General features: G+C 73.5%; 24 protein-coding genes. 7 read left to right on the top strand and 17 right to left on the bottom strand.

Annotated elements, in window-relative coordinates:
* Window positions 1-299: 299 nt before the first annotated feature.
* Both QJS33_RS19035 and QJS33_RS19030 read right to left on the bottom strand, forming a co-directional pair.
* The gene (locus QJS33_RS19035) at window positions 300-530 is read right to left on the bottom strand and encodes a hypothetical protein (RefSeq protein WP_306369366.1); all 231 of its coding nucleotides are present in this window, start codon (window positions 528-530) and stop codon (window positions 300-302) included.
* A 189-nt stretch (window positions 531-719) separates the two neighbouring features.
* On the bottom strand, window positions 720-1,343 hold the full coding sequence (locus QJS33_RS19030; protein ID WP_306369365.1) for a TetR/AcrR family transcriptional regulator: 624 nt from the start codon (window positions 1,341-1,343) through the stop codon (window positions 720-722).
* Window positions 1,344-1,405: 62 nt separating this feature from the next.
* On the opposite strand from QJS33_RS19030, the gene QJS33_RS19025 reads away from it, so the two are divergent.
* Entirely contained in the window at window positions 1,406-2,761 is a 1,356-nt protein-coding gene (locus tag QJS33_RS19025) for a serine hydrolase (protein WP_306369364.1), read from the top strand.
* Window positions 2,762-2,782: 21 nt separating this feature from the next.
* Here the strand turns inward: QJS33_RS19025 and QJS33_RS19020 are convergent, their stop codons facing one another.
* From QJS33_RS19020 to QJS33_RS19000, 5 genes are all read right to left on the bottom strand, one after another.
* Window positions 2,783-3,544 (bottom strand): SDR family NAD(P)-dependent oxidoreductase, encoded by a 762-nt coding sequence (locus QJS33_RS19020; protein ID WP_306369363.1) that lies wholly within the window; start codon window positions 3,542-3,544, stop codon window positions 2,783-2,785.
* Between the two features lie 79 nt (window positions 3,545-3,623).
* Window positions 3,624-4,388 carry an enoyl-ACP reductase FabI gene (fabI, locus tag QJS33_RS19015; protein ID WP_306369362.1) on the bottom strand — a complete coding sequence of 255 codons (765 nt, stop codon included), beginning with the start codon at window positions 4,386-4,388 and terminating at the stop codon, window positions 3,624-3,626.
* Between the two features lie 55 nt (window positions 4,389-4,443).
* Window positions 4,444-5,148: a beta-ketoacyl-ACP reductase gene (locus QJS33_RS19010; protein WP_306369361.1), complete on the bottom strand. Its 705-nt coding sequence runs from the start codon at window positions 5,146-5,148 to the stop codon at window positions 4,444-4,446.
* Window positions 5,149-5,335: 187 nt separating this feature from the next.
* On the bottom strand, window positions 5,336-5,995 hold the full coding sequence (locus QJS33_RS19005) for a response regulator transcription factor (RefSeq protein WP_306369360.1): 660 nt from the start codon (window positions 5,993-5,995) through the stop codon (window positions 5,336-5,338).
* The gene (locus QJS33_RS19000) at window positions 5,992-7,260 is read right to left on the bottom strand and encodes a sensor histidine kinase (RefSeq protein WP_306369359.1); all 1,269 of its coding nucleotides are present in this window, start codon (window positions 7,258-7,260) and stop codon (window positions 5,992-5,994) included. The genes QJS33_RS19005 and QJS33_RS19000 overlap by 4 nt, the downstream gene beginning before the upstream one ends.
* A 349-nt stretch (window positions 7,261-7,609) precedes the next feature.
* Here QJS33_RS19000 and QJS33_RS18995 point away from each other — a divergent pair, with 349 nt between their 5' ends.
* The 3 genes from QJS33_RS18995 (at window position 7,610) to QJS33_RS18985 (ending at window position 12,761) form a co-directional block, all read left to right on the top strand.
* Complete coding sequence (locus QJS33_RS18995; protein ID WP_372339682.1) at window positions 7,610-8,380, top strand: ABC transporter ATP-binding protein; 771 nt, start codon at window positions 7,610-7,612, stop codon at window positions 8,378-8,380.
* A gap of 4 nt (window positions 8,381-8,384) precedes the next feature.
* Window positions 8,385-11,066 carry an ABC transporter permease gene (locus tag QJS33_RS18990; protein WP_306369358.1) on the top strand — a complete coding sequence of 894 codons (2,682 nt, stop codon included), beginning with the start codon at window positions 8,385-8,387 and terminating at the stop codon, window positions 11,064-11,066.
* A gap of 102 nt (window positions 11,067-11,168) precedes the next feature.
* Window positions 11,169-12,761, top strand: coding sequence for an MFS transporter (locus tag QJS33_RS18985; protein ID WP_306369357.1), 1,593 nt, complete (start codon window positions 11,169-11,171; stop codon window positions 12,759-12,761).
* Here QJS33_RS18985 and QJS33_RS18980 read toward each other — a convergent pair.
* The 5 genes from QJS33_RS18980 to QJS33_RS18960 all read right to left on the bottom strand — a co-directional run bounded on the left by QJS33_RS18980 (window position 12,758) and on the right by QJS33_RS18960 (window position 15,362).
* Window positions 12,758-13,063 (bottom strand): hypothetical protein, encoded by a 306-nt coding sequence (locus QJS33_RS18980; protein ID WP_306369356.1) that lies wholly within the window; start codon window positions 13,061-13,063, stop codon window positions 12,758-12,760. The genes QJS33_RS18985 and QJS33_RS18980 overlap by 4 nt on opposite strands.
* Window positions 13,051-13,317 (bottom strand): hypothetical protein, encoded by a 267-nt coding sequence (locus QJS33_RS18975; protein ID WP_306369355.1) that lies wholly within the window; start codon window positions 13,315-13,317, stop codon window positions 13,051-13,053. The genes QJS33_RS18980 and QJS33_RS18975 overlap by 13 nt, the downstream gene beginning before the upstream one ends.
* 79 nt (window positions 13,318-13,396) lie before the next feature.
* Window positions 13,397-14,215 carry a polyprenol monophosphomannose synthase gene (locus QJS33_RS18970; RefSeq protein WP_306369354.1) on the bottom strand — a complete coding sequence of 273 codons (819 nt, stop codon included), beginning with the start codon at window positions 14,213-14,215 and terminating at the stop codon, window positions 13,397-13,399.
* A gap of 118 nt (window positions 14,216-14,333) precedes the next feature.
* Window positions 14,334-15,140, bottom strand: a complete 807-nt coding sequence (locus QJS33_RS18965) for a DeoR/GlpR family DNA-binding transcription regulator (protein ID WP_306369353.1) — start codon at window positions 15,138-15,140, stop codon at window positions 14,334-14,336.
* A gap of 54 nt (window positions 15,141-15,194) precedes the next feature.
* Window positions 15,195-15,362: a hypothetical protein gene (locus QJS33_RS18960; RefSeq protein ID WP_306369352.1), complete on the bottom strand. Its 168-nt coding sequence runs from the start codon at window positions 15,360-15,362 to the stop codon at window positions 15,195-15,197.
* Between the two features lie 96 nt (window positions 15,363-15,458).
* Here QJS33_RS18960 and QJS33_RS18955 point away from each other — a divergent pair, with 96 nt between their 5' ends.
* Entirely contained in the window at window positions 15,459-16,229 is a 771-nt protein-coding gene (locus QJS33_RS18955) for a 4'-phosphopantetheinyl transferase superfamily protein (RefSeq protein WP_306369351.1), read from the top strand.
* Window positions 16,230-16,448: 219 nt separating this feature from the next.
* Here the strand turns inward: QJS33_RS18955 and QJS33_RS18950 are convergent, their stop codons facing one another.
* The gene (locus tag QJS33_RS18950) at window positions 16,449-17,603 is read right to left on the bottom strand and encodes an acyl-CoA dehydrogenase family protein (protein WP_306369350.1); all 1,155 of its coding nucleotides are present in this window, start codon (window positions 17,601-17,603) and stop codon (window positions 16,449-16,451) included.
* A gap of 492 nt (window positions 17,604-18,095) precedes the next feature.
* On the opposite strand from QJS33_RS18950, the gene QJS33_RS18945 reads away from it, so the two are divergent.
* A complete protein-coding gene (locus tag QJS33_RS18945) occupies window positions 18,096-19,001 on the top strand; it encodes a LysR family transcriptional regulator (RefSeq protein WP_306369349.1) in 906 nt (301 codons plus the stop codon).
* 6 nt (window positions 19,002-19,007) lie between these two features.
* Here the strand turns inward: QJS33_RS18945 and QJS33_RS18940 are convergent, their stop codons facing one another.
* The 4 genes from QJS33_RS18940 to QJS33_RS18925 are packed head-to-tail and all read right to left on the bottom strand — an operon-like array spanning window position 19,008 to window position 22,898.
* Window positions 19,008-19,445 (bottom strand): hypothetical protein, encoded by a 438-nt coding sequence (locus tag QJS33_RS18940; RefSeq protein ID WP_306369348.1) that lies wholly within the window; start codon window positions 19,443-19,445, stop codon window positions 19,008-19,010.
* On the bottom strand, window positions 19,442-20,005 hold the full coding sequence (locus QJS33_RS18935; protein ID WP_306369347.1) for a hypothetical protein: 564 nt from the start codon (window positions 20,003-20,005) through the stop codon (window positions 19,442-19,444). The genes QJS33_RS18940 and QJS33_RS18935 overlap by 4 nt, the downstream gene beginning before the upstream one ends.
* Window positions 20,002-20,988 (bottom strand): enediyne biosynthesis protein UnbU, encoded by a 987-nt coding sequence (locus tag QJS33_RS18930; protein ID WP_306369346.1) that lies wholly within the window; start codon window positions 20,986-20,988, stop codon window positions 20,002-20,004. Before QJS33_RS18930 ends, QJS33_RS18935 begins: the two co-directional genes overlap by 4 nt.
* Window positions 20,985-22,898, bottom strand: coding sequence for a VCBS repeat-containing protein (locus tag QJS33_RS18925; protein WP_306369345.1), 1,914 nt, complete (start codon window positions 22,896-22,898; stop codon window positions 20,985-20,987). Before QJS33_RS18925 ends, QJS33_RS18930 begins: the two co-directional genes overlap by 4 nt.
* A 180-nt stretch (window positions 22,899-23,078) precedes the next feature.
* Between QJS33_RS18925 and QJS33_RS18920 the strand changes: the two genes are divergently transcribed.
* Window positions 23,079-25,520 (top strand): excinuclease ABC subunit UvrA, encoded by a 2,442-nt coding sequence (locus tag QJS33_RS18920; protein WP_306369344.1) that lies wholly within the window; start codon window positions 23,079-23,081, stop codon window positions 25,518-25,520.
* Window positions 25,521-25,571: the final 51 nt, after the last annotated feature.

Raw genomic sequence — 25,571 nt, 5'->3', positions numbered from 1 at the left:
CGCCGACTCCACCGCCTCGGATCCGGTCTCGGAGCCGCTCTCGGACGGGGTCTGTTCGACCGTGTCCGCCTCGGGTCCGGGCGACGATTCGGGCTCGGAGGAGGCGCATGCCGCCAGACCCAGGGCCAGGGCGAACGCGATGGCACCCGCGCGGGGTGCCGCTCTCATGATCACTTCGAGATCTCCGTTTCGGGAGTGAAGGACGCCCGGGCGATCCGGAACGTGTCCACATCCTCGCCCCTTTCGGGGCCGGGTGCGTTCCCGGCCGTACCACCGGGCCGCACGCCTTCCCTGTTCTTTCACCACGGGATTCGGACCAGGAGGGCGTCAGGAGACCCCGTCCGCAACTCCGTGATGTCCTTGTTACCAAAGGCCGTGTCCTCCCCCTGCTCCCCGCCCACCTCGGCGGCCTCCCCTGTCAGGACCGGCCCGTCCTCGGTGGCGGCGGTGCGGGCCACGGTCGCGAGCACCCGCCCCGGGGCCGTGGTGAAGTCCTCGACGCGGACCGCCGCCTGATCGGCGCCGTACACGGGAGACCGCTGCCGAACGCGCACCCGCCTCCCGCCGCCCCCTCGGCGGCCGGCGGCGCCAGCGGCGGTACCGGCGGCACTCACCGGTGAAGACCGCATCGATCTCGGTGCGCAGGACCGTGAGAGCGCAGTCCTGCTCGCCGGGGTCCCGATACAGGGCGGACGCCAACCCCTCGGCGGCCGGCAGTGTCAGCGGCGGTACCGGCGGCACTCACCGGTGAAGACCGCATCGATCTCGGTGCGCAGGACCGTGAGGGCGCGATCCTGCTCGCCGGGGTCCCGATACAGGGCGGACGCCAGCCCCTCGGTCGCGGCGGCCAGGCGGGCGGCGGCCAGGGCGGGGTCGGCGGCGGGGTCGACCTCGCCGCACTCGAAGCCGTTGGTGACCGCGCGGGCGATCTCGGTGCGCAGGGCCGCGGCGGTGCGGGCGTCCACCTCGGCCAGGCGGGGGTTGTCCAGGGCGCGGCCCGCGAAGGTGCGGGTGACGCGGAACTCGGCGCGGCGGCGCCCGTCCAGGGGCAGGTACTCGGCCAGGGCGGCGGCCAGGACGTCGGCGATGGAGCTCTCGTGCCGGACGCCCCCGGCGATGAGGTCCGCGACCCGGTCGGCGATGGCGGCGCCGACCCGTTCGAAGGCGTGCCGGAGCATGTCGTCCTTGGCCGGGAAGTAGTGCTGGACCAGGCCGACGGAGATGCCCGCGCGGTCGGCGGTGCGGGCGACGGTGACCGCCGCCAGGCCGTCGGCGGCGATGAGGTCGGACACGGCGTCGGCGATCTGGGCCCGGCGCCGGTCGTGGTCTGCGGTTCGTGGCACGGGTTGACCGTATCAGCATACGGCTATAACAATATGAGCATACGGTTATCGAAAGGACGCCCGTGCACCTCCCACTCGCCCTGCTGCTCGCCCTCTCCCCGGTCGCCCCGGTCACACCGGATACCGATGCCATGGACGCCCACGCCCAGGCGCACACGGCCGCGGCCGTCGTCCCCGGCCTGGCCTACGCCGTGGTCGGCCCCGAGGGTGTGGAGCACGCCTTCCACACCGGCGTCGACGGCGCCGGTGACCCGGTGGACGCCGGCACCGCCTTCCTGTGGGGTTCGGTGGCCAAACCGGTGACCGCCACCGCCGCCGTCGTCCTGGCCGAGGAGGGGAGGCTGGACCTCGACGCGCCGGTAGGCGACCACCTGCCCGCCTTCGACGGACGCGACATCACCGTCCGCCACCTGATGACGCACACCTCCGGGATCCCCGAGCGCGCCGCCTTCGCGGTGGCCGACCGCTACGGCCCGGACGCGATGGGCCTCGACGAACGGGTCGAGCACCTGGCCGGGGCCCCGGCCGAAGAACCCGGGACGCACGCCTACTCCAGCGCCAACCACCTGCTGCTCGGCGCGGTGATCGAGGAGGTCACCGGTGACCTGCACGGCCACCTGCGCGCATCGGTGCTGGAGCCCGCCGGGATGGACGGGGCGTTCACCGACGCGCGCGAGGCCGAGGCCGCCGGGCTGACACCCGGCCACCGGTACCTGTGGGGCCTGCCGGTGGCGGGCGCCGACGCCGGAAAGGTGGACGACGAGGGCGCGGCCTTCGGTTACCTCGGCGGGACCCTGGACGACCTGGCCGCCTTCGCCCGCCTCCAGCTGGACCCCGAGCCGCCCCTGCTGGACGCCGACACCCTGGCCGGGATGCGCGAGGGCGTCGTCCCGGTGCCCGGGTCGGCGCAGACCTACGGGCTGAGCTGGCGGGAGACCGAACTGTCCGGCACCGGCGAGCCCGTCGTGTTCCACGGCGGGGCCACCCCCGGGTACGCCGCGATCGTGGTGCTGCTGCCCGAACGCGACCGCGCGGTGGTGGCGGCCCAGAACGCCTACGCGATCGCCGCCGACGGGGAGATCCAGCAGGTCGCCTTCGACCTGGCCCGGATGCTCTCGGGCGCCCCCGTGGAGGAGCCCTCCGCCGCGTGGGTCCCCCCGGCCGCGGCGTGGAGCGCGACGGCCCTGGCACTGGGCCTGGGTGCGGCGGCCCTGCGGCCGGGGCGGGGCCGGAGGCGCACCGTCCTGGGCGTCGTCGGCGTGCTCGCCGTCGTCACGGCCGCGGCGCTGCTCTCCTACATCGGGCCGCGCAGCACGCTGCTGTGGTTCCCCGACCTCACCGTGGCCGTGGCGGTCGCCGGGGCCGCGGGCACGGTCCTCGCGGTGCGCGGACTCGCGCCCGCGCTCCGGCGGCGGTGACCACCGCCGGAGCGCGGGCGGTCAGACCCGGTCCAGGAAGCCGCCGTCCACGACGAGGTTCTGGCCGGTGATGAAGGCCGCCGCCGGGGACGCGAGGAAGGCGACCGCGCGGGCCACCTCCTCCGGGCGGCCCAGCCGTCCGAAGGGGATGCGCGAGCGGATGCCCTCGTAGAAGTCCGGGTCGTTCTCCCGGCGGCGGGCCCAGCCGCCGCCGGGGAACTCGATCGGTCCCGGCGAGACGGTGTTGACCCGCACCCCCTCCGGTGCCCAGGCGCGGGCCAGGGAGGAGGCGTGGTGGTTCAGGGCCGCCTTGACCGCGCCGTAGGAGCGGGCCCCGGCGGGCGGGGTGACGTGCAGCGCCGAGGTGGTGGAGATCAGCACCGCCGACCCGCCCCGGGCCGAGGCCTTCAGGTGCGGTTCGGCCGCCTCGGTCAGCCGCAGGAACGGTACGAGGTCGGTGTCGAAGGCCCGCTCCCACTGGTCGGGGGTGGGCGCGCTGCCGCCGGAGACGTTGGACACCAGGACGTCCAGGCCGCCCAGGTGGGCGGCCGCGTCGGCCACGAAGGCGGTCAGCGCGTCGTGGTCGCGGACGTCCAGGGGCAGGGCGTACACCTTGACGCCCTTGGAGCTCAGCTCCCCCGCCGCCTCCGCCAGGGGCACCCCGTCCCGGGCGCACAGCGCCAGGTCGGCGCCCTCGTCCGCGAACACCTCGGCGATGGCCCGGCCGATCCCCCGGCTGGCCCCCGTCACCAAGACCTTGGCGCCCGACAGTCCCAGATCCATGTCCGCGTCCCCTCCCGCTGCAACGAGTACGGTCGGCCCCCGGGAAGCGGGGACCGACCGCGTCAACCTAACAGGGCGCTCAGGCCCCGGTGGAGTGGAACCCGCCGTCCACGTGGACGACCTCGCCGGTGGTGGCCGGGAACCAGTCCGACAGCAGGGCCACGACGGCCTTGGCCGCGGGCTCGGGGTCGCTGACGTCCCAGCCCAGCGGAGCGCGCTCGGGCCAGTGCTTGGCCAGCTCCTCGAACCCGGGGATGCTGCGCGCGGCCATGGTGCTCAGCGGGCCGGCCGAGACCAGGTTCACCCGGATGTTCTGGTCGCCGACGTAGCGGGCCAGGTAGCGGGCGGTGGAGGTGAGCGCGGACTTGGCCACGCCCATCCAGTCGTAGATCGGGTAGGAGACGCTGTTGTCGAAGTCCAGCGCCACCACCGAGCCGCCGTTCTTCATGAGCGGGGTCAGCGAGGTGGTCAGCGACTTCAGCGAGAACGTCGAGGTGTGCATCGCGGTGGCCACGTCCGACCACTGCGTGTTGAGGAAGTTGCCGCCCAGGGCGTCCTGCGGGGTGAACCCGATGGAGTGGACGATGCCGTCCAGGCCGTCGACGTGCTCGCCCACGCGCGCCGCCAGGGTCCCCAGCTGCTCGTCGTCGGTGACGTCCAGCTCCAGGACCGGCGGCGGCTCGGGCAGGCGCTTGGCGATGCGCTCCACCAGGCTCAGGCGGCCGTAACCGGTCAGGACGACCGTGGCGCCCTGCTCCTGCGCCAGGCGGGCGACGTGGAAGGCGATGGAGGAGTCGGTGAGCACCCCGGTGACGAGGATGCGCTTACCTTCGAGAAGTCCCATGGTGTCGGGTTGTCCGTCCTGTTTCTGGTCTGCTGTGCGGTGGACCGGGGTCGGCTCAGTGGCCCATGCCCATACCGCCGTCGACGGGGATGACCGCGCCGCTGATGTAGGCGCCGCCGGGCCCGGCGAGGAAGGACACCGTGCGTGCGATGTCCTCCGTGCTGCCGTAGCGGCCCAGGGGGATGTTCTTCTTGATCTCGGCCTGGCGCTCCTCGGGCAGCGCGCCGGTCATGTCGGTCTCGATGAACCCGGGGGCCACGACGTTGACCGTGATGTTGCGCGAGCCCAGCTCGCGGGCGAGGGAACGGCCGAAGCCGACCAGCCCGGCCTTGGAGGCGGCGTAGTTGGCCTGGCCGCCGGAGCCGAGCAGGCCCACCACCGAGGAGATGAGGATGATCCGGCCCGACCGCTTGCGCATCATGCCGCGCACGGCGCGCTTGGCGACGCGGAAGGAGCCGGTGAGGTTGGTGTCGAGCACCGACGAGAAGTCGTCCTCGCTCATGAGGGCGAGGAGTTGGTCCTTGGTGATCCCGGCGTTGGCGACGAGGACCTCGACGGCCCCCTGCGCCTCCTCGACCTCCTTGAACGCGGCGTCGACCTGGGCGGAGTCGGTGATGTCGCAGCGCACCCCCAGGAACCCCTCCGGGGGCTCGCCGGACCGGTAGGTCACGGCCACGTTGTCGCCGCCGGCGGCCAGTTCACGGGCGATGGCCAGGCCGATTCCGCGGTTGCCACCGGTGACCAGTACCGAGCGGGACATAAAGGGCTCCTTGTTCTACCCGCGGCCGCCCGAGGGGCGACCACGACACGTGACGGGGTCGGGGATCGCAATGCAGCGTACCGAGGTCGCGGGGGGTGGTCGCAATGCGGCCGGGTACAGGACTCCTCCCCGGCTTCCTGTGGGGTTCCGACATGCCGGGGCGGCCCGGGTGAGCCGGGTCACCCGGTCAGGCCCACCCGGCGTCGTGGGCGAGGATCGCGGCCTGGACCCGGTTGGACATGCCGAGCTTGGCGAGGATGCGGCTGACGTGCGCCTTGACGGTGGCCTCGCGCATGCCCAGGGTACGGCCCGCCTCGGCGTTGGACATGCCCTGGGCGACGGCGACCAGGACGGCGCGTTCACGCTCGCTCAGCACCTCCAGGCGCCGTCCGGCGGTGGCCCGGCCCTCGGCGGAGTCGGCCGGGGCCGGGGCGGCGAACCGCTCCAGCATGCGCTTGGTGACGCTGGGCGAGAGCATGGCGTTGCCCTCGTGCACGGTGCGCACCGCGGCGATGAGGTCGCGGGGCGGGGTGTCCTTGAGCAGGAAGCCGACCGCCCCGGCGCGCAGCGCGCCGTGCACGTACTCGTCCAGGTCGAAGGTGGTCAGCAGCACCACGTGCGGCGGGTCGGGCAGGGCGGCCAGCCGGGCGGCGGCGGTGAGGCCGTCCACGCCGGGCATGCGGATGTCGAGCAGGACCACGTCGGGGGCCAGTTCCTCGGTGAGGCGGATCGCCTCGGCCCCGTCGCCGCCCTCGCCGACCACCTCGATGTCGGGCGCGGAGTCCAGGATCATCCGCAGTCCGGACCGGACCAGTTGTTCGTCGTCGATCAGGACGGTACGTATCACGGAGCGGTCTCCTCGGCGCCTGCGGGTGTGTCGGTCGGCACGATAGCGCGCAACCGCCACCCGCCGTCCGGGCACACACCGGCGGTGAGCTCCCCGCCCGCCAGCACGACGCGTTCGCGCAGGCCGGCGAGGCCGAACCCGCTGCGCGGCGCGGGCACCCCGGTCCCGGCCGGGGCCGGGCCGTTGGCGACCTCCACCTCCAGGCGGCCCGGGGCGTGGTGCAGGAGCACCGTGACACGGGCCCCCTGGGCGTGCTTGGCGGCGTTGGTGAGCCCCTCCTGGACGATGCGGTAGACGGTGCGCTGCACGGGCCCGGGGACGGGCCGCTCCTCCCCGGTCCCGGTGCGCTCGATCTCCATCCCGGCGGCACGCCACTCCCGGACCAGGCGGTCCAGGTCGGACAGGACGGGCTGGGGCGCGGTGGGCGCGGCCGCGCCCTCCTCGCGCAGCACGCCGAGGATCCCGCGCAGTTCGGTCAGGGCCTCGCGGCCGGTGGTGCGGATGACCCCGGCGGTCTCGATGGTGCGCGGGTCCTCGGAGGAGACCTCCAGGCCCCCCGCGTGCAGGACCATGAGGCTGACCCGGTGGGCGACCACGTCGTGCATCTCCCGGGCGATCCGGGTGCGCTCGGCGGTGATGGCCTGGTCTGCGAGCAGGTGCTGTTCGCGCTCCAGGCGCTCGGCGCGCTCATGGAGGCGGTCGATGAGCTGGCGCCGGGTGCCCACCCACAGGCCCATGACCGTGGGCATGACCAGGAATCCGATGATGAGGAAGAAGTACCCCAGGAAGACCGCCTGGTAGGCGCCGGTGACGGCCAGGCTCAGTGCGACCAGCCAGGCGACCAGGACACGGCGGTCGGAGAAGTAGACGGCGTAGGAGTACAGGGCGATGGCCGCCGGGACGAAGTTGCCGAACAGCAGCAGGAGGACGAACGAGGTGACCAGCAGCCACCGCGGGTCGATGCGGCGCAGCAGCACCATGGCGGCGGCCCACAGCACCGGGGCGACGTAGACCGCGAACCCCGCGAGGACGGCGGTGAGGACGTTGACCGCCGCCAGGCCGTTCAGGAGGAACACGAACGCGCCGCTCAGGAGTCCGATGCTCTCCGTGGAAGCGGAGGACAGCTGGAACATGGCGCTGAACGGCAGCGGCACCAGGGCGTAGAACCAGTCGGCGAAGACGAGCCTGCGCTCCCACCACCACCGGCCCCTGCGCCGCTCCAGGGAGCCCAGTGCCCTCCCCGACTCCTTCACCCACTTCCACATGCTGCGGAGTCTACGGCGGGGCGCCCGGCGGTCCGGTGGACGCGCGGGCGCGGCACCGATCCGCCACCTTTCGATGTCTTCGCAGCTCAAAGCACACGAACGGGACCTTCCATCACCTTCGGCGCCCCGGCGACCACCGACGAAAGTCGGGGGGCCGGTATGACGAAGGAGTCGGACCGCCCCCGCGCCTCCTTCCTTTGGACGAGGGGGAAGACCGTCCTGGGGGCCGAGGTTCCGGGCTTTTCCCGGACCTAGCGTTGAGGTCACCGGCGGCGCCACCGGGCGGGACCCCGTCCCGGCCGGTCCGCCCCGGCCCCATCGTCACCGCACACCGTCTGGAGCAGTCGCCGTGAACTCACCCTCAGTGGACCACCTCTCCTCCCCCGTGGCCCCGCCCCCGGTGGTGGTGGCCCGGGGCCTGACCAAGGTCTACGACACCGGGGACACCCGGGTCCACGCCCTGGACGGGGTGGACGTGGAGTTCCACCGCGGTGCCTTCACCGCGATCATGGGCCCCTCGGGTTCGGGCAAGTCGACCCTCATGCACTGCATGGCCGGGCTGGACACGGCCACCTCCGGGACCGTGCACCTGGGCCGGACGCAGATCACCGGCCTGCGCGACGCCGAGCTGACCCTGCTGCGCCGCGACCGCATCGGGTTCATCTTCCAGTCGTTCAACCTGCTGCCGATGCTCACCGCCGAGCAGAACATCCTGCTGCCCTCGCAGATCGCCAAGCGCAAGGTGGACAAGGCGCGGTTCGACCGCATCATCGACGTGGTCGGGCTCCGCGAGCGGCTGCACCACCTGCCGACCAAGCTCTCCGGCGGGCAGCAGCAGCGGGTGGCCGTGGCCCGCGCCCTGCTCAACGCCCCCGAGGTGGTCTACGCCGACGAGCCCACGGGCAACCTGGACTCGCGCTCGGGCGCCGAGGTGCTGGAGTTCCTGCGCACCTCCGCCAAGGAGCTGCACCAGACCATCGTCATGGTCACCCACGACCCGGTCGCCGCCTCCTACGCCGACCGCGTGGTGTTCCTGCGCGACGGCCGCCTGGTGGACGAGGTGGCCGAGCCCACCGCCGAGCTGGTCTCCCAGCGGCTGCTCAAGCTGGAAGAGGCCTGATCCGATGCTGCGCACCACACTGGCCGGGCTGCGCCTGCACAAGTCCCGGTACGTCACGACCGTGCTGGCGATCATGCTCGGCGTCATGTTCACCACCGGCACCATGGTCTTCGCCGACACCCTCGAAGCCGGGTACGAGAAGACCGTCATGGGCTCGGCCACCTCGGTCGACGCCATCGCCGTCCCGGCCGCGGACGAGGAGGCCCAAGAGGAGCCCGCCCCGCTGACCGAGGACGATCTGGCCGAGGTCCGCGCGCTCCCGCAGGTCGCGGGCGCCGACGGCCTGGCAGAGGGGCAGGTCGTGCTGCTGGACGCCGAGGGCCGTGCGTCCGGCTTCGTGCCGCCCGCGGCGGTGTCCTTCGGCGAGCACACCCGTTTCTCCGCCGAGGAGGGCGCCCTGCCGACCGGCGGCGACGAGATCGCCCTGGCCGTCTCCACCGCCGAACAGCTCGGCTTCGAGGTCGGCGACACCGTGACAGCGCTCGACCCGGGCCAGGAGAAGCGGGAGTTCACCCTCACCGGCCTGGTCGAGTTCGGCGCCGACCCCCGGTACAGCTACAGCGGTGTGGTGGTCTTCGACCACGCGACCCTGGGCGGGATGACCGGGGCCGAGGGTTACGTCGAGATCGACGCCGTCGCCGCCGAGGGCCACACCGACGAGCAGGTCGCCGACGCGGTGGCCGGGGCGCTGGGGGCCGACGCCGAGGTGCGGACCGGCGAGGAGTTCGGGGTGGACCTGGCCGAGGGCTCCGGCGCCGACACCGCGATGCTGCGCGTCGTGCTGCTGCTGTTCTCCTTCATCGCCATGTTCGTGGCCGGGATCGTCATCTACAACACCTTCGCCATCCTCATCGCCCAGCGCCAGCGCGAGCTGGCCCTGCTGCGGTGCGTGGGCGCCAAGCGCTCCCAGGTGTTCCGGTCGATGCTGGCCGAATCCCTGGTCGTGGGCCTGGTCGCGTCCGCCCTGGGCGTCCTGGCGGGCATCGGCATCGGGATGGCCGGGGCCGCCTTCGGGGGCCCGCTGCTGGGCATGGACGGGGCCGCGCTCACCGTCACCCCCCTGGCCGTGGCCACCGGTATGGTCCTTGGCACCGTGGTGACCGTGTTCTCCGCCCTGGTCCCCGCCACCCGGGCGACCCGGGTGGCCCCGCTGGCGGCACTGCGCACCAGTGCCACCGCCGCCGGCCTGGAGAAGGGCACCGGCTGGGTGCGCGTGGTCCTGGGTCTGCTCGCCTTCGCCGCGTCGGCGGCCCTGGTCACGGTCAGCCAGCTCTCCGGCCCGACCCAGACGGGCCCGGTCATCGTCACCGGCGCCGCGCTCATCGCCTTCCTGGGCGTGGTGGTCCTGGGCCCGCTGCTGGTGCGCGGGATCGTGAACACGGTGGGGCTGCCGCTGCGCAAGGTGGGCGTGCCGAGCATGCTGGCGGTGGACAACTCCGTGCGCAGCCCGCGCCGGGCCGCCACCGCGATGATCGCGCTGACCGTGGGCGCCACCCTCATCACCGGTTACTCGGTGGTGAGCGCCTCCACGGAGACGACCCTGACCAGGATGCTGGACGAGCAGTTCCCGGTGGACTACCAGATCATGGCCCAGCTGGGCACCGAGGCGGCCCCGGCCGCCGAGGACGCTCCTGCCGAGGACGCCCCCGCGGAGGGGGCCGGCGCGGAGGAAGCGCCGGCGGAGGGGACCGCGGCGGAGGGTCCGGGAACGGACCCGGCCGCCCCGGCGGCGGACCCCGAGGTCGAGGGCCTGTCCTTCCCCCTGGACCCGGGCATCCCGGCCGAGGTGCGGGACGCACTCGGGGAGCAGGGCGAGCTGGAGCGGATCATCGCCGACCGCAACGTGTACGTGGAACTGGGCGGAGACGACAGCCTGCCGGTCACCACGTACATCAACGGCCGGATCGGCGTCGACCTGACCGCCGACACCGTCGAGGGCGACCTCACCGACCTCGGCCCCGGCAGGGTCGTGCTGTCCGAGGGCCACGCCGACGGGGCCCGAGTGGGCGACACCTTCACCGTCCCGGGCCTGTGGGGCACCGACGACCTGGAACTCGACGTCGTCGCGATCACCGAGGACGGCGGCGGCCTGAACGGCGCCACCATCGACCCGCAGGACTTCGCCGCCGCCTACCCCGAGGTCCACGAGGACCGGACGCTGTACGTGGTCGCCGACCCCGGCGCCGAGGCCGACCGGGTACGGGACGCCGTCCTGAGCTCCGTGGCGGACCACCCGACCCTTCAGGTCATGTCCGTCGCCGAGATGAAGGAGCAGTTCACCGGCGTCCTCGACATCGCCTTCTACACGGTGGCGGCGATGCTGGGCCTGGCGATCATCATCGCGGTGTTCGGCATCTCCAACACCATGGCCCTGTCGGTGCTGGAGCGCACCCGTGAGTCGGCACTGCTGCGGGCGCTGGGGCTGACCAAGGCCCAGCTGCGGCGGATGCTCAGCGTCGAGGCGGTGCTGCTGTGCCTCATCGGCGCCGGGATCGGCATCGTGTTCGGTGTGCTGTTCGGCTGGGCCGCCGCGGACTCGGTGCTGCCGAACATGGTGTTCGCCGTCCCCGCCGGCCAGATCGCGGTGTTCATCGCGGTGTCGGTGCTGGCCGGCCTGGTCGCCGCGGTGCTGCCCGCCCGCCGGGCCGCGGGCACCTCGATCACCGGGGCGCTCGCCAGCGAGTGAACCGCGCCCCCCACCGGAGGTGAACACACCGGAGGGAGAACGCGGCGGCCCCCGCCCCGGCGGGGGCCGCCGTCGTACGGTGGGGCGAGGAGGTGGGGACCGATGAGCGGTTCGACGACGAGGCCGGTCGCGGCGGGGGGTGTCGCCTGGGGCTCGCCCGCGGCCCGGTGGATGCTCACCGCCACGGTGCTCGGCTCCGGGATGGCGTTCCTGGACTCGACGGTCGTGACGGTGGCGCTGCCCGCCATCGAGGGCGACCTGCGGACGGGGCTGTCCGGGCTCCAGTGGATCGTCAACGGGTACATGGTGACGCTGTCCGCGCTCATCCTGCTCAGCGGGTCGCTGTCGGACCGGTTCGGCCGGGTGCGGCTGTTCATCTGGGGTGTGGCGGTGTTCGCGCTGGCGTCCGCCCTGTGCACGTTCGCCCCGACGCTGGAGTGGCTGGTGGCGGGCCGGATCGTGCAGGGGGTCGGCGGGGCGCTGCTGACCCCGGGCAGCCTGGCCATCCTCCAGTCGGGGTTCCGGGAGCAGGACCGGGCCCGGGCGATCGGCGCCTGGTCCGGGCTGACCGGGGTGGCCTCCGCGATCGGCCCGTTCGTCGGCGGCTGGCTGGTACAGATCGGCGACTGGCGGCTCATCTTCCTCATCAACCTGCCGCTGGCGGCGGTGGTGCTGGCCATCGCGTGGTTCAAGGTGCCCGAGTCGCGCGACCCCGGGGCCGCCCGGCGGCTCGACTACCCGGGGGCGCTGCTGGGAGTGGTGGCCCTGGGCGGCATCACCTACGCGCTCATCCAGTGGGGCGCGGTGGGCGCCACCCCCGCGGTGTGGGCGGGCGTGGTCGTCGGCGTGCTCGCACTGGTGCTGTTCCTGGTGGTGGAGTCGCGGGTCGCCGACCCGATGCTGCCGCTGGGGATGTTCTCCTCCCGGGGGTTCAGCGCGACGAACGCGGCGACCGTGCTCGTCTACGGTTCGCTGGGACCGCTGTTCTTCCTGCTGGTGATCTACCTCCAGGAGGTCGCCGGCTACTCGCCGATCGCGGCCGGGGCGGCCTCGCTGCCCATCACCGTGCTGATGCTGGCGCTGTCGGCCCGGTCCGGGAAGCTGGCCGCGCGGATCGGCCCGCGCCCCCAGCTGGTCGCCGGGCCGCTGCTGGTGGCGTCCGGGCTGTGGCTGCTGTCGCGGATCGGCCCCGACGCGCCCTACCTCACCGACGTGCTGCCCGGGGTGCTGCTGGTGGCGCTGGGGCTGTCCACCACGGTGGCACCGCTGACCGCGACCGTGCTGGCGTCGGTGTCGGAACGGCACGCGGGCCTGGCCTCGGGGGTGAACAACACGTTCGCGCGCGGCGCCCAGCTGATCGGTGTGGCCGCGGTCCCGGCGCTGGCGGGGATCGCCGGGGGCGGGGAGACCGGGGGCGCCGCCGACGCCGGTTCCCTGATCACCGGGTTCGGCACCGCGATGCTCATCCTGGCGGGGCTGTGCGCGGCGGCCGCGCTGTGCGCGCTGCTGCTGCCGCGGGGCCGGATGCCCGGGGCCGCCGAGGCGGCCGCGCGCGGCTCACTGCCCGAGGAACCCGGCGCGGTGCCCCCGCACGCCGAGGAGCGGCCGCTGCGCTTCTGCGGGGTGTCGGGGCCGCCGATGCGCTCCTGCCCGGGGTCCGCCGCCGGCCGGTCCCAGGACGGCCCCGGAGCCTAGAAGTCGCGCTCCTCGGGGGCGGAGTCCGGATCGGGGTCGGTGTCCCCCTCCGGGGTGATCACGTGCACCGCCTCGACCTCCGCGCTCGGGCCGTCGACGTCCCAGTTCTCCCGGGGCAGAACAGGCTTGCGCTCGCAGCGCACCTCGGCGGTGATGCCGAGTTCGCCCTCGGCGTCGTTCTCGGTGAAGTTGTAGCCGTACAGGGCATCCATGCGGCTCTCGGTCTCGGCGACGTCGCTCACCTGGAGGTCGTCCCCCAGGTCGGCGTTCACGTCGTAGGGCTGGTCGGTCACGACGTCCACCGCCCGTCGTCGTCCTCCTCGTGGAGGGCGTCGGCCTCGGGGCCCGGCTCGTCGGGGCTCCAGTCCTCGCGCTCCAGAACGGGGGGTTCCTCCCGGCGCACCTCCTCGGAGATGCCCGTCCCGCCCCGGTCCTGCGCGTCCTCGTCCTCGAACGTGTAACCCGCCGCGTCCATGCGGCTCTCGGTCTCGGCGATCTCGCTCTCCTGGGGATCGTCCCCCAGGTCGGCGTCGACGTCGTAGGGCTGATCGGTCACGACGCCCTCCTTCCCCCGTGGTCCCTCGATGATCGCAGTTCGCACCCGGGTTTTGAAGGAGGCGGCCGTGCGGCACCGGTCAGCGGCGGGAGTTCTCGGCGCGGCGCAGCCGCAGCGGGCGCAGGGCGGCCTCCAGGGCGACGGCGCCGTCCAGCTTGCTCTCGCCCACGGCCCGCTCCTCGAAGTGGATGGGGATCTCGACGATCTTCTGCCCGCGGCGGAAGGCCCGGTAGTGCATCTCCACCTGGAAGGCGTAGCCGGTGCTCTCGATGCCCGGCAGGTCGAGCGCCTCCAGGGCGGTGGCCCGCCACACCTTGAAGCCCGCGGTGACGTCGCGGACCGGGATGGCCAGCACCGTCTTGACGTAGGCGTTGGCCCAGCCGCTGAGCAGGCGGCGACTCAGCCCCCACTGCTCGGACAGGCTGCCGCCGGGCACGTAGCGGCTGCCGATGACGACCCCGGCGTTGGTCGCCAGCAGGGTGCCCAGCAGCTGGGGGACGTAGCCGACGGGATGGCTGAGGTCGGCGTCCATCTGCACGACGTACTCGGCACCGTCCTTCAGGGCCCGGGTCATCCCGGCCACGTAGGCGCGGCCCAGCCCGTCCTTGACCGTGCGGTGCACCACCGACACCCGGCCGGGGAACTCCAGGGCGAGCTTGTCGGCGATCTCCCCGGTTCCGTCGGGCGAGTTGTCGTCCACGACCACGACCCGGAGCCCGGGCAGGTCCAGGGACATGAGCTGCCGGACCAGCACCGGCAGGTTCTCCGCCTCCTCGTAGGTGGGCACGACCACCGTCAGCGCGGCCCGGGACCAGGGCTCGGGCAGGGCGACCGGCTCGGGGGTGACGCGCACCGGCGCGGACGGGGGCTGCTCCGAGGGCGTCGATGAAGAGGGCATGCGCGGAAGGCTCCTGAGGGTGGGTCGGCGGCGGGTGCGTCCAAGCATCACCCATCGGACACGGACCGCACAATGGGCGTGATCGGTAGGGTACGCCCATCGGCAGTGCAAGAGGGGGCTATTGCCCCCGTTCACGTGCCACGACGGCGACGTGGACCAGGGCCCCGGTCTCCTCCAGGGTCATGAGGACCTCGGGGTCCGCGCTGCTGTCGGTGACCAGGTGGGCGATCTCCTCGGGCGGGACGGTGGCGACCATGGTGTCGGCGCCGATCTTGGTGTGGTCGGCCAGGACCACGGTCTCCTCGGCGCAGTCGGCCAGGGCCGCGTCCACACCCGCGACGGCGGGGTTGGGGGTGCTCAGCCCGCGTTCGGCGCTCACACCGTTGCCCGACAGGAAGGCGCGGGTGACGCGCAGCCCCTTGAGGCTCTGCTCGGCGGCGGCGCCGACCAGGGCGCGGGCGGGACCGTACAGGGTGCCGCCGGTGACCACGACCTCGACCCCGGTCGAACCGGCCAGGGCCTCGGCGACCCGCAACGAGTTGGTGACGACGGTGATGTCCGAACGCGAGGCCAGTTCCCGGGCCAGGGCCTCGGTGGTGGTGCCGGGGCCGATGGTGACGGCGTCACCCGGGCGGACCAGCCGGGCGGCGGAGACGGCGATGGCGGCCTTCTCGGCGGCGGCCTGGCCGCTGCGGCCGGTGTAGCTCTGCTCGTGGCCGATGCGCCCGGGCAGGGCCACTCCCCCGCGGCGGCGGTCGACCAGGCCCTCGGTCTCCAGGGCGCGCACGTCACGGCGGACGGTGACCTCGGAGGCGTGCACCTTGACGGCGATGTCGCGCAGGGACATGGTGCCGTTGGCGCGCACGAGTTCGAGAATGCGCTCCCGGCGTTCGGCGGCGAACGCCGGCCGGTTCTCCTCGACCATGGACTTGACCTTCCGTGCTCCGGGGCGGGGGCACGGGTGGCACCCGTGCCCGGTCTAGAGTACGGACCGACCGATGGCCGGGCGTTCCTCCCCGGGTTCCTCTGCTTCGAGGGGGGTGTCGATACGGTCGGGGTCCTCGGTCAGGAGGGTCACGATGATGACCGCGGTGAGGGCCACCAGCCCGACGAGCGCTCCGGCTCCGAACAGCATCACAACGGACATCTCCGGCCTCCCCAGGGGACGGGCTGACCTGTCCTTTACCCGATTCCCGGTTCCGGCCCCCCTCACACCACCGATCACCGTGCGGCCGGGTCCACAATGGAAGGCATGATCCTCCCTCCCCTGGCGCCCGAGATCTGGTGGGCGCACACGTCTTCGGCCACGGACCGGTTGTCGGACCTGCTGGACGAGCGCGAACGGGCCCGGGGCGACCGGTTCCTGCACCGGGCCGACCGGGACCGGCACCTGCTGGCCCGGGCGATGTCCCGGCTGGTGCTGGCCGAGCGGGCGGGGTGCGATCCCCGGGAGGTGGCCTTCGAGCTGCGCTGCCGCTCCTGTGACGAGAAGGAGCGCGCCGGGGCGGAGCGGGACGCCGAACCGCACGGCAAGCCCCACCCGACCGGCCCGGCCGGCGGATGGGAGATCTCGGTGAGCCACTCGGGCGAGTGGGTGGTGCTGGTGGTCTCCGAGGGCGTCCCGGTGGGTGTGGACGTGGAGCGGGTGTCGGCCGCGCGCGATCTGGACGGCCTGGCGGCCTACACCCTGTCCGACACCGAGCGTGAGGCGTGGGCGGGGTTGTCGGAGGCCGAGCGCACGGGGGCGTTCTTCGGCTACTGGGCGCGCAAGGAGGCGCTGCTCAAGGCCACCGGGCTGGGTCTGGCCGGGGGCCTGCGCCGGGTGACGGTGAGTCCGCCGCACACCGGCGCGCGGCTGCTGGAATGGGCCGGGGGCGGCGATCCGGCGGCGTCGTGGCTGACCGACCTGGACCGGGGCGAGGAGTACCGGGCGGCGCTGGCGGTGCTCACCGACCGCCCGGTGGAGCCGGTGCTACACCCCCCGTCGGCCGTCCGGGACCTGCTGCGCCGCTGAACCGCCGCGGGCGGGTGCCCGCGGCGGTGGCGGGTCGGGCACCCCATGTCGTTCGGTGTCGAGCGGCACGGGGGCGGGCACGCCACCCCGTCAGCGGTCCGGTCTGCCGGCCGACCGGCAGGGGCACGGTCCGTCCCCGGAGGTCACGTGCTCCAGGAGAGGAAAGTGCTCACCTGCCGGCGGCCACAGCATCGAGCCTCTACGGCCTGACGACTCCCGTCAGGCGCGGCGGGCCAGGTGGCGGCTGATCACCAGGCGCTGGATCTGGTTGGTGCCCTCGACGATCTGTAGGACCTTGGCCTCGCGCATGTAGCGCTCGACCGGGAAGTCGCGGGTGTAGCCGTAGCCGCCGAAGACCTGGACGGCGTCGGTGGTGACCTTCATGGCGGTGTCGGTGGCCATGAGTTTGGCCATGGCGGCCTGTTCGGAGAAGGCCAGACCGGCGTCGCGGCGGCGGGCCGCGGCCAGGTACAGCTCGCGGGAGGCGGCGATCTGGGTGGCCATGTCGGCGAGCATGAAGCCCACCCCCTGGAAGTCGCCGATGGCGGAGCCGAACTGGCGGCGTTCCCGGGAGTAGGCCAGGGCGGCGTCGAAGGCGGCCTGGGCGACGCCGACCGCGCAGGCGGCGATGCCCAGGCGGCCGGAGTCCAGGGCCGACAGGGCGATGCCGAACCCCTTGCCCTCCTCCCCGATGAGGGCGTCGGCGCCGACGCGGACGTCGTCGAAGAGGACTCCGGCGGTGGTGGAGGAGCGCATGCCCATCTTGCGTTCGGGCGCGGCCGCCGACAGGCCCGGGGTGCCGGCCGGGATGTGCAGGCAGCTGATGCCGCGGGTCCCGGAGTCGGGGGCGCCGGTGCGGGCGAACAGGGTGTAGTGGTCGGCCTCGCCGCCGTGGGTGATCCACGCCTTGGCGCCGTTGACCAGGTAGCCCTCGCCGTCGCGTTCGGCACGGGTGGCCATGGCCGCCGCGTCGGAGCCCGAGGCGGCCTCCGACAGGCAGTAGGCGCCCAGCCGGTCGCCACCGAGCATGGCGGGCAGGTGCTCGGCCTTCTGGGCGTCGGAGCCGAAGGACGCCAGGGGGTAGCAGGACAGGGTGTGGACGCTGACGCCCAGGCCGACGGCGAGCCAGCCGCGGGCCAGCTCCTCCACGACCTGGAGGTAGACCTCGTAGGGCTGGCCCCCGCCGCCGTACTCCTCGTCGTAGGGCAGGCCGAGCAGCCCGGTCGCGCCCAGGGTGCGGAACAGGTCGCGGGGGAAGGCCCCCTCCTCCTCGTCCCGGGCGGCGCGCGGGGCGAGTTCCTTGTCCACGAGTTCCCGGGTCAGTTCCAGGAGCTGTTCCGCCTCGGGTGTGGGCAGCATGCGTTCGACGGCCATGAGTTCTCTCCACCGGTTCCGCGCCATTCCCCCGGGATCTTCCGCGGGAATGTAGTAGGACGTCCAACTATATAGTGATGCACGGCACCCTATCCCATCGACACGCGCCCCCCTGGACTCCGGAGCCCGGGGGTCCGAAGGGGCTGGACGGGGTGTTCCATCGCGACCGCCCGCGGAAGGCATCTGTACAGCGGCGCCCGGAACGCCTAGATTCCACGCCATGCCCCCTCGCAGACGTCCGCAGGAGAACGGAGCCCCCCGGGCCCCGATGCGCCGGTGCCCGCCGCCCGCGCCCGACGTGCGCCGGGGCCCCGCGGGGACCCGTTGTACAGTCGACAATGGCCGATGGGCGGCGCGAGCGGAACGGGAGACCGCGAAGCGACACCCGGGAGGAGTCCGGCGGGCAGGCCCCTGCCCGCCCGCGGCGGACACGTCCCGCCCGCCTCCGCCCGACCCCGCGCAACACCCCGACCGCCGGCACAGGAGGCCCTGATGGATCTCGAACTCCGCCATCTGCGCACCATCTGCCTCCTGGCCGACACCGGAAGCGTCACCAAGGCGGCCGCCGCGCTCTCCACCTCCCAGCCCGCGCTGACCACCCAGCTCCAGCGGATCGAGCGCGAGGTGGGCGGCGCCCTGTTCCACCGGGGCCGCTCGGGGGTGCGTCCGACGGAGTTGGGCGAGTTCGTGCTGGTGCGCGCCCGCGCGGTCCTGCTGTCCATGGACGACCTGCTGCACGACATCACCGCGCGCGGGGCCTCGCCCACCACGCTGCGCGTGGGCGGGGTGGGACCGCTGGCGATAGACCTGGCGGCGCGGCTGCCGGAGATCTTCCCGAACGTGCCGGCCCACGTGCGCACCGAGTACTCCCCCAAGCTGGTCACCGACCTGGTCCGGGCCGGGCGGCTGGACCTGGGCACCACCATCGACTACGTGGACCGGGACCTGTCGACGGACGGTCCGCTGTCGTGGGCGATGCTCGCGGTGGAACCGCTGCACGTGGCCCTGTGGGCCGACCACCCGCTGGCGGACAAGCCGACGGTGGCCCTGGGCGATCTGGCGGACTGCCCCTGGGCGCTGACCCCGCCGGACGGCACCGGCTGGCCGGAGTGCTTCTACCTGGCCTGCCAGCGTGCCGGGTTCACCCCGCAGGTCCCCTACCGGCTCTACGAGCGCTCGGAGATCCGCGACCTCGTCGCCCGGCGCCGGGCGATCGCCCCCTGCCAGTCGGATTTCGACGCCGGGGAGGACGTGGTGGTCCGCAGGCTGGAGGGCGAGCCGATCCAGCTGCGGCACCTGCTGGTCTGGCGGCGCGACAGCGCGATCAGCGGTGCCTCCGACGACATCGCGCGGCTGGCCCGCGAGATCCTGGGCCGGGTGCGCCCGGCCCGGGCCTGACCGGGTTCAGGAGGCCCGGGTCCGGACGCGCGGACGCCGCAGCCAGGGGGCGACCGCCCACAGCCCCAGCCCCGCCCCCGCCGCGAGGATCAGGGCGGTGACGACCCACTCCCCGGAGCCGTCCGGATGTACGACGCGGGTCCGGGCCCCGATGTCGACCGCGGCGACCACCGCCCCCTCGGCGCAGTCGTCCCCGCCTCCGGCCAGGGAGACCCCGGTGAGGCTCACGGAGCCGTCGGCGGCGGTGTAGTCGCCCAGGCACGTGCACGACTGATGCCCCAGATGGCTGACGCACGCGGCCCCGGTGACGGCGAAGTCGCCGGGGACCCCGTCCGCGCGCGCCGCGCGCACCGCCTGGTCGACCCCGCCCGCGCCCACGGCGACCAGCGCCAGGGCGGCGAGCAGGATCACCAGCTCGAACGGGCCGACGCGGCGGCGGCTCATCCGTCGACCACTTCCTCGTAGCGGTCGGCGCACCCGCAGTTCATGGCCTCGCGTTCGGTGTCGTCGGGACGGCGGTGGAGCAGTACGGCCACCACCATGGGCGCGAAGACCAGGGCGTTGTACAGGAGGTGCAGCTCCACCCGGGGGATGAGGAGCTGGACGAGGCTGGTGGGCGCCGCCCCACCGCCGATGTTGAGCCCGGACAGGGCCTGGAGGAGCAGCAGGAGGTGCTCGAAATGGTGCCAGAGCTGGATGCCCAGGGAGATCTTCCACCAGGTCCGGGAGCGCCCGGTGAAGCCGGGGAGCAGGAGGAACAGCCCCACCAGCATGATGAGCGCGTAGCCGTAGTGCATCCACTCGGAGGTGACCAGCCAGGGGAAGGGGATCCCCAGGACTCCCAGGGCCTCGGGGACCGGCCAGTTGAAGATGTAGATCTGGGCCGCCTGGGCCAGGTGTTCCGCCCAGTGGGCCACGACGATGACCATGAACAGGGCCAGTCCGCCGCGGTGGCCGGAGGTGTTGAGCAGGTGCAGGGGGCGGGTGGTGCCGATCCTGTTCACGGGCGTTCTTCCTTCCGCTCGGTGGGGGCGGGGTCGGGGGCGGGGTTCGTGCGCTGGGGCCGGAGCGGGGCCAGCAGGAGGATCGCTCCGCGCAGCGCACAGACGATCACCAGGGCGAAGAACAGGCCGAAGACGATGTGCCAGGTGACCAGCAGGCCGTAGACGGCGGCCACCGCGACACCGAAGACCACCTGGTTGCGCGGACGCGACGGGGTCGTCCCGGGGTCGGTGATCATGTAGTTGGTGAACAGGATGAACGCCAGGCCGGTCATCGGCAGCAGGGCCGTGGCCAGGGCGTGGTCCAGCACCAGCCACCGGACCACCGCCTGGGCGGCGAACCCCCCGACCCAGCCGAGGATGAGCGGCCATCTGCCGGTCAGCCGGACGTTGAGCATGGTCCCGGCCATGAGCACGCCGAGCGGCAGCAGCCAGTCCAGCGTCCCGGAGGTGTTGTTGGTGAAGTGGTAGGGCGGGGCGATGCCCACCCAGGGGAAGAGCACCAGGGTGACGGCGATCCCGAGGTTCGACGGGTTGAGCACGTGCCGGCGGCGGCCGCCGACCGGGATCCTGATGAGGTGCTTGCCCGCGACGGCCACGGTGACGGCGAACATGTAGGGCCACGGGGACTCGTTGCCCCACAGCAGCATCGCGCAGGCCAGCCCCGCGATGTGGGTCGGCAGCAGGTAGGTGACCAGGGCTCCGGGGCCGCCGGCGTACCCGGGGGCGCGCCCCTCGGCCCGTGCGCCCAGGGTCTCCATGAGGAGGTCCGCGGCGTAGCCGGTCAGAAGGGCGAGGATCGGTATCACCGGGGCCTGCTCGAAGCCGAGGAACAGGTGCCCGATGACGGTGAACACGGTGATGCTGGTGGCGAACATGCGCAGGGCCATGACCCTGGTGTCGGCGCGGGGCGGTGCGGGTTCGGGTGCCGCCCGGTCCGGGACCGGTGCGACGGCGGCGGGTGCTGGGGGTCTGGTCGTCGTCATCTCACCGTTCCGTCGTCTTCGAGGTGAAGGGTGCGCGCACCCGGCGTCAGGTCCAGGTCGACGGAGTGGACGGTCCCGTCGGTGGAACGCCAGGTGACGGTGACCGGAAGGGTTCCGGTCTCGGTCAGGGCCAGGTGCAGTTCGCCGGCGGAGACACCGGTGTGGCCGTTGGCGGGGAAGAGCTGCCTGGTCTGGTGCGGGGAGCCGCCCTCGCGGACGGTCACCGTGGCCCCGACGGCCGGACGCCATCCGTCCTCCCCTTCCGCGGCGACGGCCGGGACGAGGGGGCGCAGCACGGCGCCCGGAGGCGCGTCGGCCGCGTCGTTGATCAGCACCGTGGAGTCCTCCCACTGGTTGGCGACCACGGCGTCGAGCAGTCCGTCCCCGTCGACGTCGCCCAGGGCGATGGCACGGGAGACCTCGGTGGTGTCCAATCCCAGGGGGGCGGCCAGGTCGGTGTAGCGGCCGTCGGCGCCCCGGACCCAGAAGGGGTTGTGCTCGTGCCCGGAGAGGTCGTCCCCCTCGGTGAAGACCGGCCACGCCCAGGGGTGGTGCAGCAGCTCGTCATTGCCCATGGCCAGTTCCTGGAGCTGGGGCCAGCGGTCGGTGTCCCCCTTGAGGAAGCCGGTGGCCTGCATCAGCTCGTCGGTGCCGTCGTTGTCGAAGTCCCCGGCCTTGACGTCCCAGGACCAGCCGCCGCGGGACAGTCCCAGGGACTCGCTCTCCTGGCGGTAGGGGACGCGCCCCTCCAGCAGGTCCGCGCCCTCGCCGTCGGGGACGAACGCGAAGTTGCTCTCGTGCAGGGCGTAGGGGGTGGTGATGTTGCTGACCACGATGGTCGGCAGGTCGGCCCCGGGGGCGTAGGTGAAGGCGACCCCCATGCCCTTGTAGGAGTCGTTGCCCAGGACCCCGGACTTGGGGGTGACCATGTCCCGTTCACCGCGGACGATCTCCAGTGAGACGGAGCCGGGGGTGGAGCGGTTGACCAGGAGGTGATCGTTGCCGAAGTCGTTGGCGATGTAGAGCTCGGGCAGGCCGTCGCCGGTGAGGTCCTGTGCTCCGGTGGCCAGGGTCCATCCCGTGACCGCGGGTTCGGGCAGGGCCGTCCCGGCGTCGGTGACCAGCGGCGGCGTGTCCGGTGTGCCGGCGGGTTCGGTGAGCAGGAGGCGGTTGCGTCCGGCGTTGTTCGCCAGGCCCATTCCGTCCTGCATCTGCATGCGGGTCTCGTCGTCGGCCTCCGGGTCCAGCACCCGTGCGCCGTCGGGGAAGTAGTTGCCGATCAGGAGGTCCGGGTGCCCGGAGCCGTCGATGTCGGCCACGTTGACGGTGGTCGTGTTCCAGACCTGCATGGGCTCGACGAGTTCGTGGGCGGTGAACCCGGCGGCGGTGGGCGCCGTGCCGTCCCCGGGGCCGGAGGTGTTGAGGAACAGCACCGGCGACCGCCCCCAGTAGTAGACGAGGAGATCGGTGTCGCCGTCCGCGTCGAGGTCGGCGGGGACGCATCCCATGGGCGCCATGGTCCGGTCGTAGGGGAGCCCGTCCGGCACGAGTTCGACCGGTTCGTACTCTTCGGTGCCCGACCCGGGGACGGACCGGAGGGTGACGCCGTCGTCGCGCGGGTCGACCAGGCAGGCGTCGGCCGGGCGGCCGTTGCCGCGCACGTCGGTCAGCGCCGCCGCGGCGCCGACCGCCGAGATCCATCCGCCGAAGTGCTCCAGGTCGGGGGCGACCCGGCGGCTCCGGGCCGCGTCGGCGGGTTCCCCGTTGAGGGGCAGGCGGGTGAAGGAGAAGTCGGCGGCGAGGTCTGCGGCGTCGGCCCCGGTGGGGGTCGGGCGCTGGGTGAGGACGGCGAGGGTACCGACGAGGACGATCGCGACGGCGATCCTCATCACGCGGAACATCAACCGCATCGGCGCTCCTTTCCAGATCTGTGGTCCGTGCACCGCCTCATCGTGGGCCGGGTATCCGGTACCGGACCTCTCCCGGTTTGCTGTTCGTGCGGGGTCCGCACGAATGGAGAAGGGCAACCCGGGAGAAGACCCCGGGACCTAGGCTGGGCGGAACGCCGGACACCAAGGGGAAGGACGCCCATGGCGGAGCCGACCGACCGTTCTCCGAACCCGTCACCCGACTTCCTGCGGGTGCGGGGCGCACGGGTGCACAACCTGCGCGGCCTGGACGTGGACCTGCCGCACCGCGCGCTGGTGGTGGTGACCGGCGTGTCGGGTTCGGGGAAGAGCTCCCTGGTCCACGCGACGGTGCACGCGGAGGCCCAGCGCCGCCACCTGCAACCCCTGTCGGCGTTCACCCGCCAGTTGGTGGGGGCCTCCCTGCGGCCGGACGTGGACTCGATCACCGGGGTGTGCGCCTCGGTGGCGGTCGGCCAGGCGCGCGCCGCGACCAATCCGCGCTCCACCGTGGGGACCGCCACGGACGTGCACGACTACCTGAGGTCGCTGTTCGCCGTGCTGGGGTCCTGCGACGGGTCGGCGGGAACCCCCGAGATGACCGCTCGCGCGTTCTCGTTCAACTCCTCGGCGCACGCCTGTCCCGCCTGTGAGGGGCTGGGCACGGCCCTGCGCGGCGATCCCGAGCTGGTCCTGGACTCACCGTCCCGTTCCCTGCGGGAGGGGGTGCTGCGCCCCTGGCGGGACCGCCGGGCCGCGGTGGAGCACGAGCTGTCGCTGCGGTTCGCCGAGTCCCTGGGAGCGGACCCCGACCTGCCCTGGTCGTCCCTGGAGGCCGGGGTGCGGCACCGGCTGCTGTACGAGAGGGGCGCGGAACTGCGGGCGGAGCTGACCATCCGGGGCCGCACGACCGTGCGCGACACGCGGTTCGTGGGTGTGCTGCCCTGGCTGGAGGCCTCCCTGCGCGACGCCTCCGGTGAGTCCGCCCGGGCGCGGGCGACCGCGTTCATGTGCGTGTCGACCTGCCCGGACTGCCGCGGCGGGCGCCTCTCCCCCGCCCAGCTGTCGGTCCGGGTGGCCGGGCAGGGCATCGCCGACGTGTGCCGCATGGAGATCACCGACGCACTCGCCTGGGCCGACGACCTGGCGGCCGCGGCGGCCGGCGACCCGCGCGCCGCGCTGGGCGCCGCCGAGGTCCGCGACCGGCTGGACGGCCTCGTGCGCGTCGGGGTGGGGTACCTGACGCTGGACCGGCCGGTACCGACGCTCTCCGGCGGGGAGGCCCAGCGGGTGCGTCTGGCCACCCATCTGGGGATGGGGATGTTCGGCCTCATGTACGTGTTCGACGAGCCCTCCACCGGCCTGCACCCGCGCGACACCGGACGGCTGCTGGACGCCCTGCGCTCCCTGCGGGACCAGGGCAACAGCGTGCTGGTGGTGGAGCACGACCTGGACGTGATCGCCGCGGCCGACTGGGTGGTCGAGGTGGGCCCCGGTCCGGGGACCCACGGAGGCCGGCTGATCCACGCGGGCCCGGTCGCGGGGCTGGCCGCGGCCGAGGGGTCGGTCACGGCCCCGTACCTGTCCGCGTCGGGCGGGGCGGGTACCGTGCTGCGCGGCGAGGAGGACCGGGCCTGGGGGTTCGCGGAGTTCACCGGCGCCGAGGGCAACAACCTCCGTTCGGTGTCGGTCCGGTTCCCCCTGGGGGCGATGACCTGTGTGACGGGGGTGTCGGGGTCCGGGAAGAGCTCCCTGGTGACACACGTGCTGGAGCCGGCGCTGGCGGCGGCGGCCGGTCGGGACGACCGCCCCGCCCCGCGGTGTGCGTCGGTGTCCGGGCTGGCCGGGGTGACCGGCCTGGTGACCGTGGGCCAGGCGCCCATCGGCCGGACCCCGCGGTCCAACCCGGCCACCTACATGGGGGTGTTCGACCGCCTCCGCAAGATGTTCGCGGCGACGCCGGAGGCGGCGGAGGCGGGGCTCGGCGCGGGCGACTTCTCGTTCAACAACGCGGGCGGGCGCTGCGCGGCGTGCGAGGGCGCGGGCGTCGTCCAGGTGGAGATGTTCTTCCTGCCCGACGTGGAGCTGCCCTGCGAGACCTGCGGCGGGGCGCGCTTCTCCGAGGAGCCCCTGAGGCCGCGCGTGCGCGGGCTGAGCATCGCCGAGGTCCTGGGGCTGACGGCCGAACGCGCGGCCGAGGTGTTCGCCGATGTCAGGGGCGTGGGCGGCCCGCTGCGCGCCCTGGTCGACGTGGGTCTGGGCTACCTCTTGCTGGGGCAGTCGGCCACCACCCTGTCCGGCGGCGAGGCGCAGCGGCTGAAGCTGGCCCGGGAGCTGTCCGGGGACGCGGTGCCGGGAACGGCCTACCTGCTGGACGAGCCCACCCACGGGCTGCACGCGGCCGACGTCGCGCGGTTGAACTCCGTGCTGCGCAGGCTCGTGGACCGCGGGGGCACCGTGGTGGCGGTCACCCACCACCCGGCGGTCATGGCCGCCGCCGACTGGATCGTGGAACTGGGCGAGGAGGGCGGGGCCGGCGGCGGGAAGGTCGTCGCCCAGGGCGTGCCCGCCCGGGTCGCCGACCAGGACACGCACACCGGGCGCGTCCTGGCCCGGTGGGTGTAGCGCACCCGCGGCGCGCACGGTCGCCCCGCCGGTCCGGCGGGGCGACCGCCG

The organism is Nocardiopsis sp. CC223A (assembly GCF_030766825.1).
Taxonomy (GTDB): Bacteria; Actinomycetota; Actinomycetes; order Streptosporangiales; family Streptosporangiaceae; genus Nocardiopsis.
Note: the sequence above shows the minus strand (reverse complement) of the source record. Positions and strands in the feature narration are given on the sequence as shown.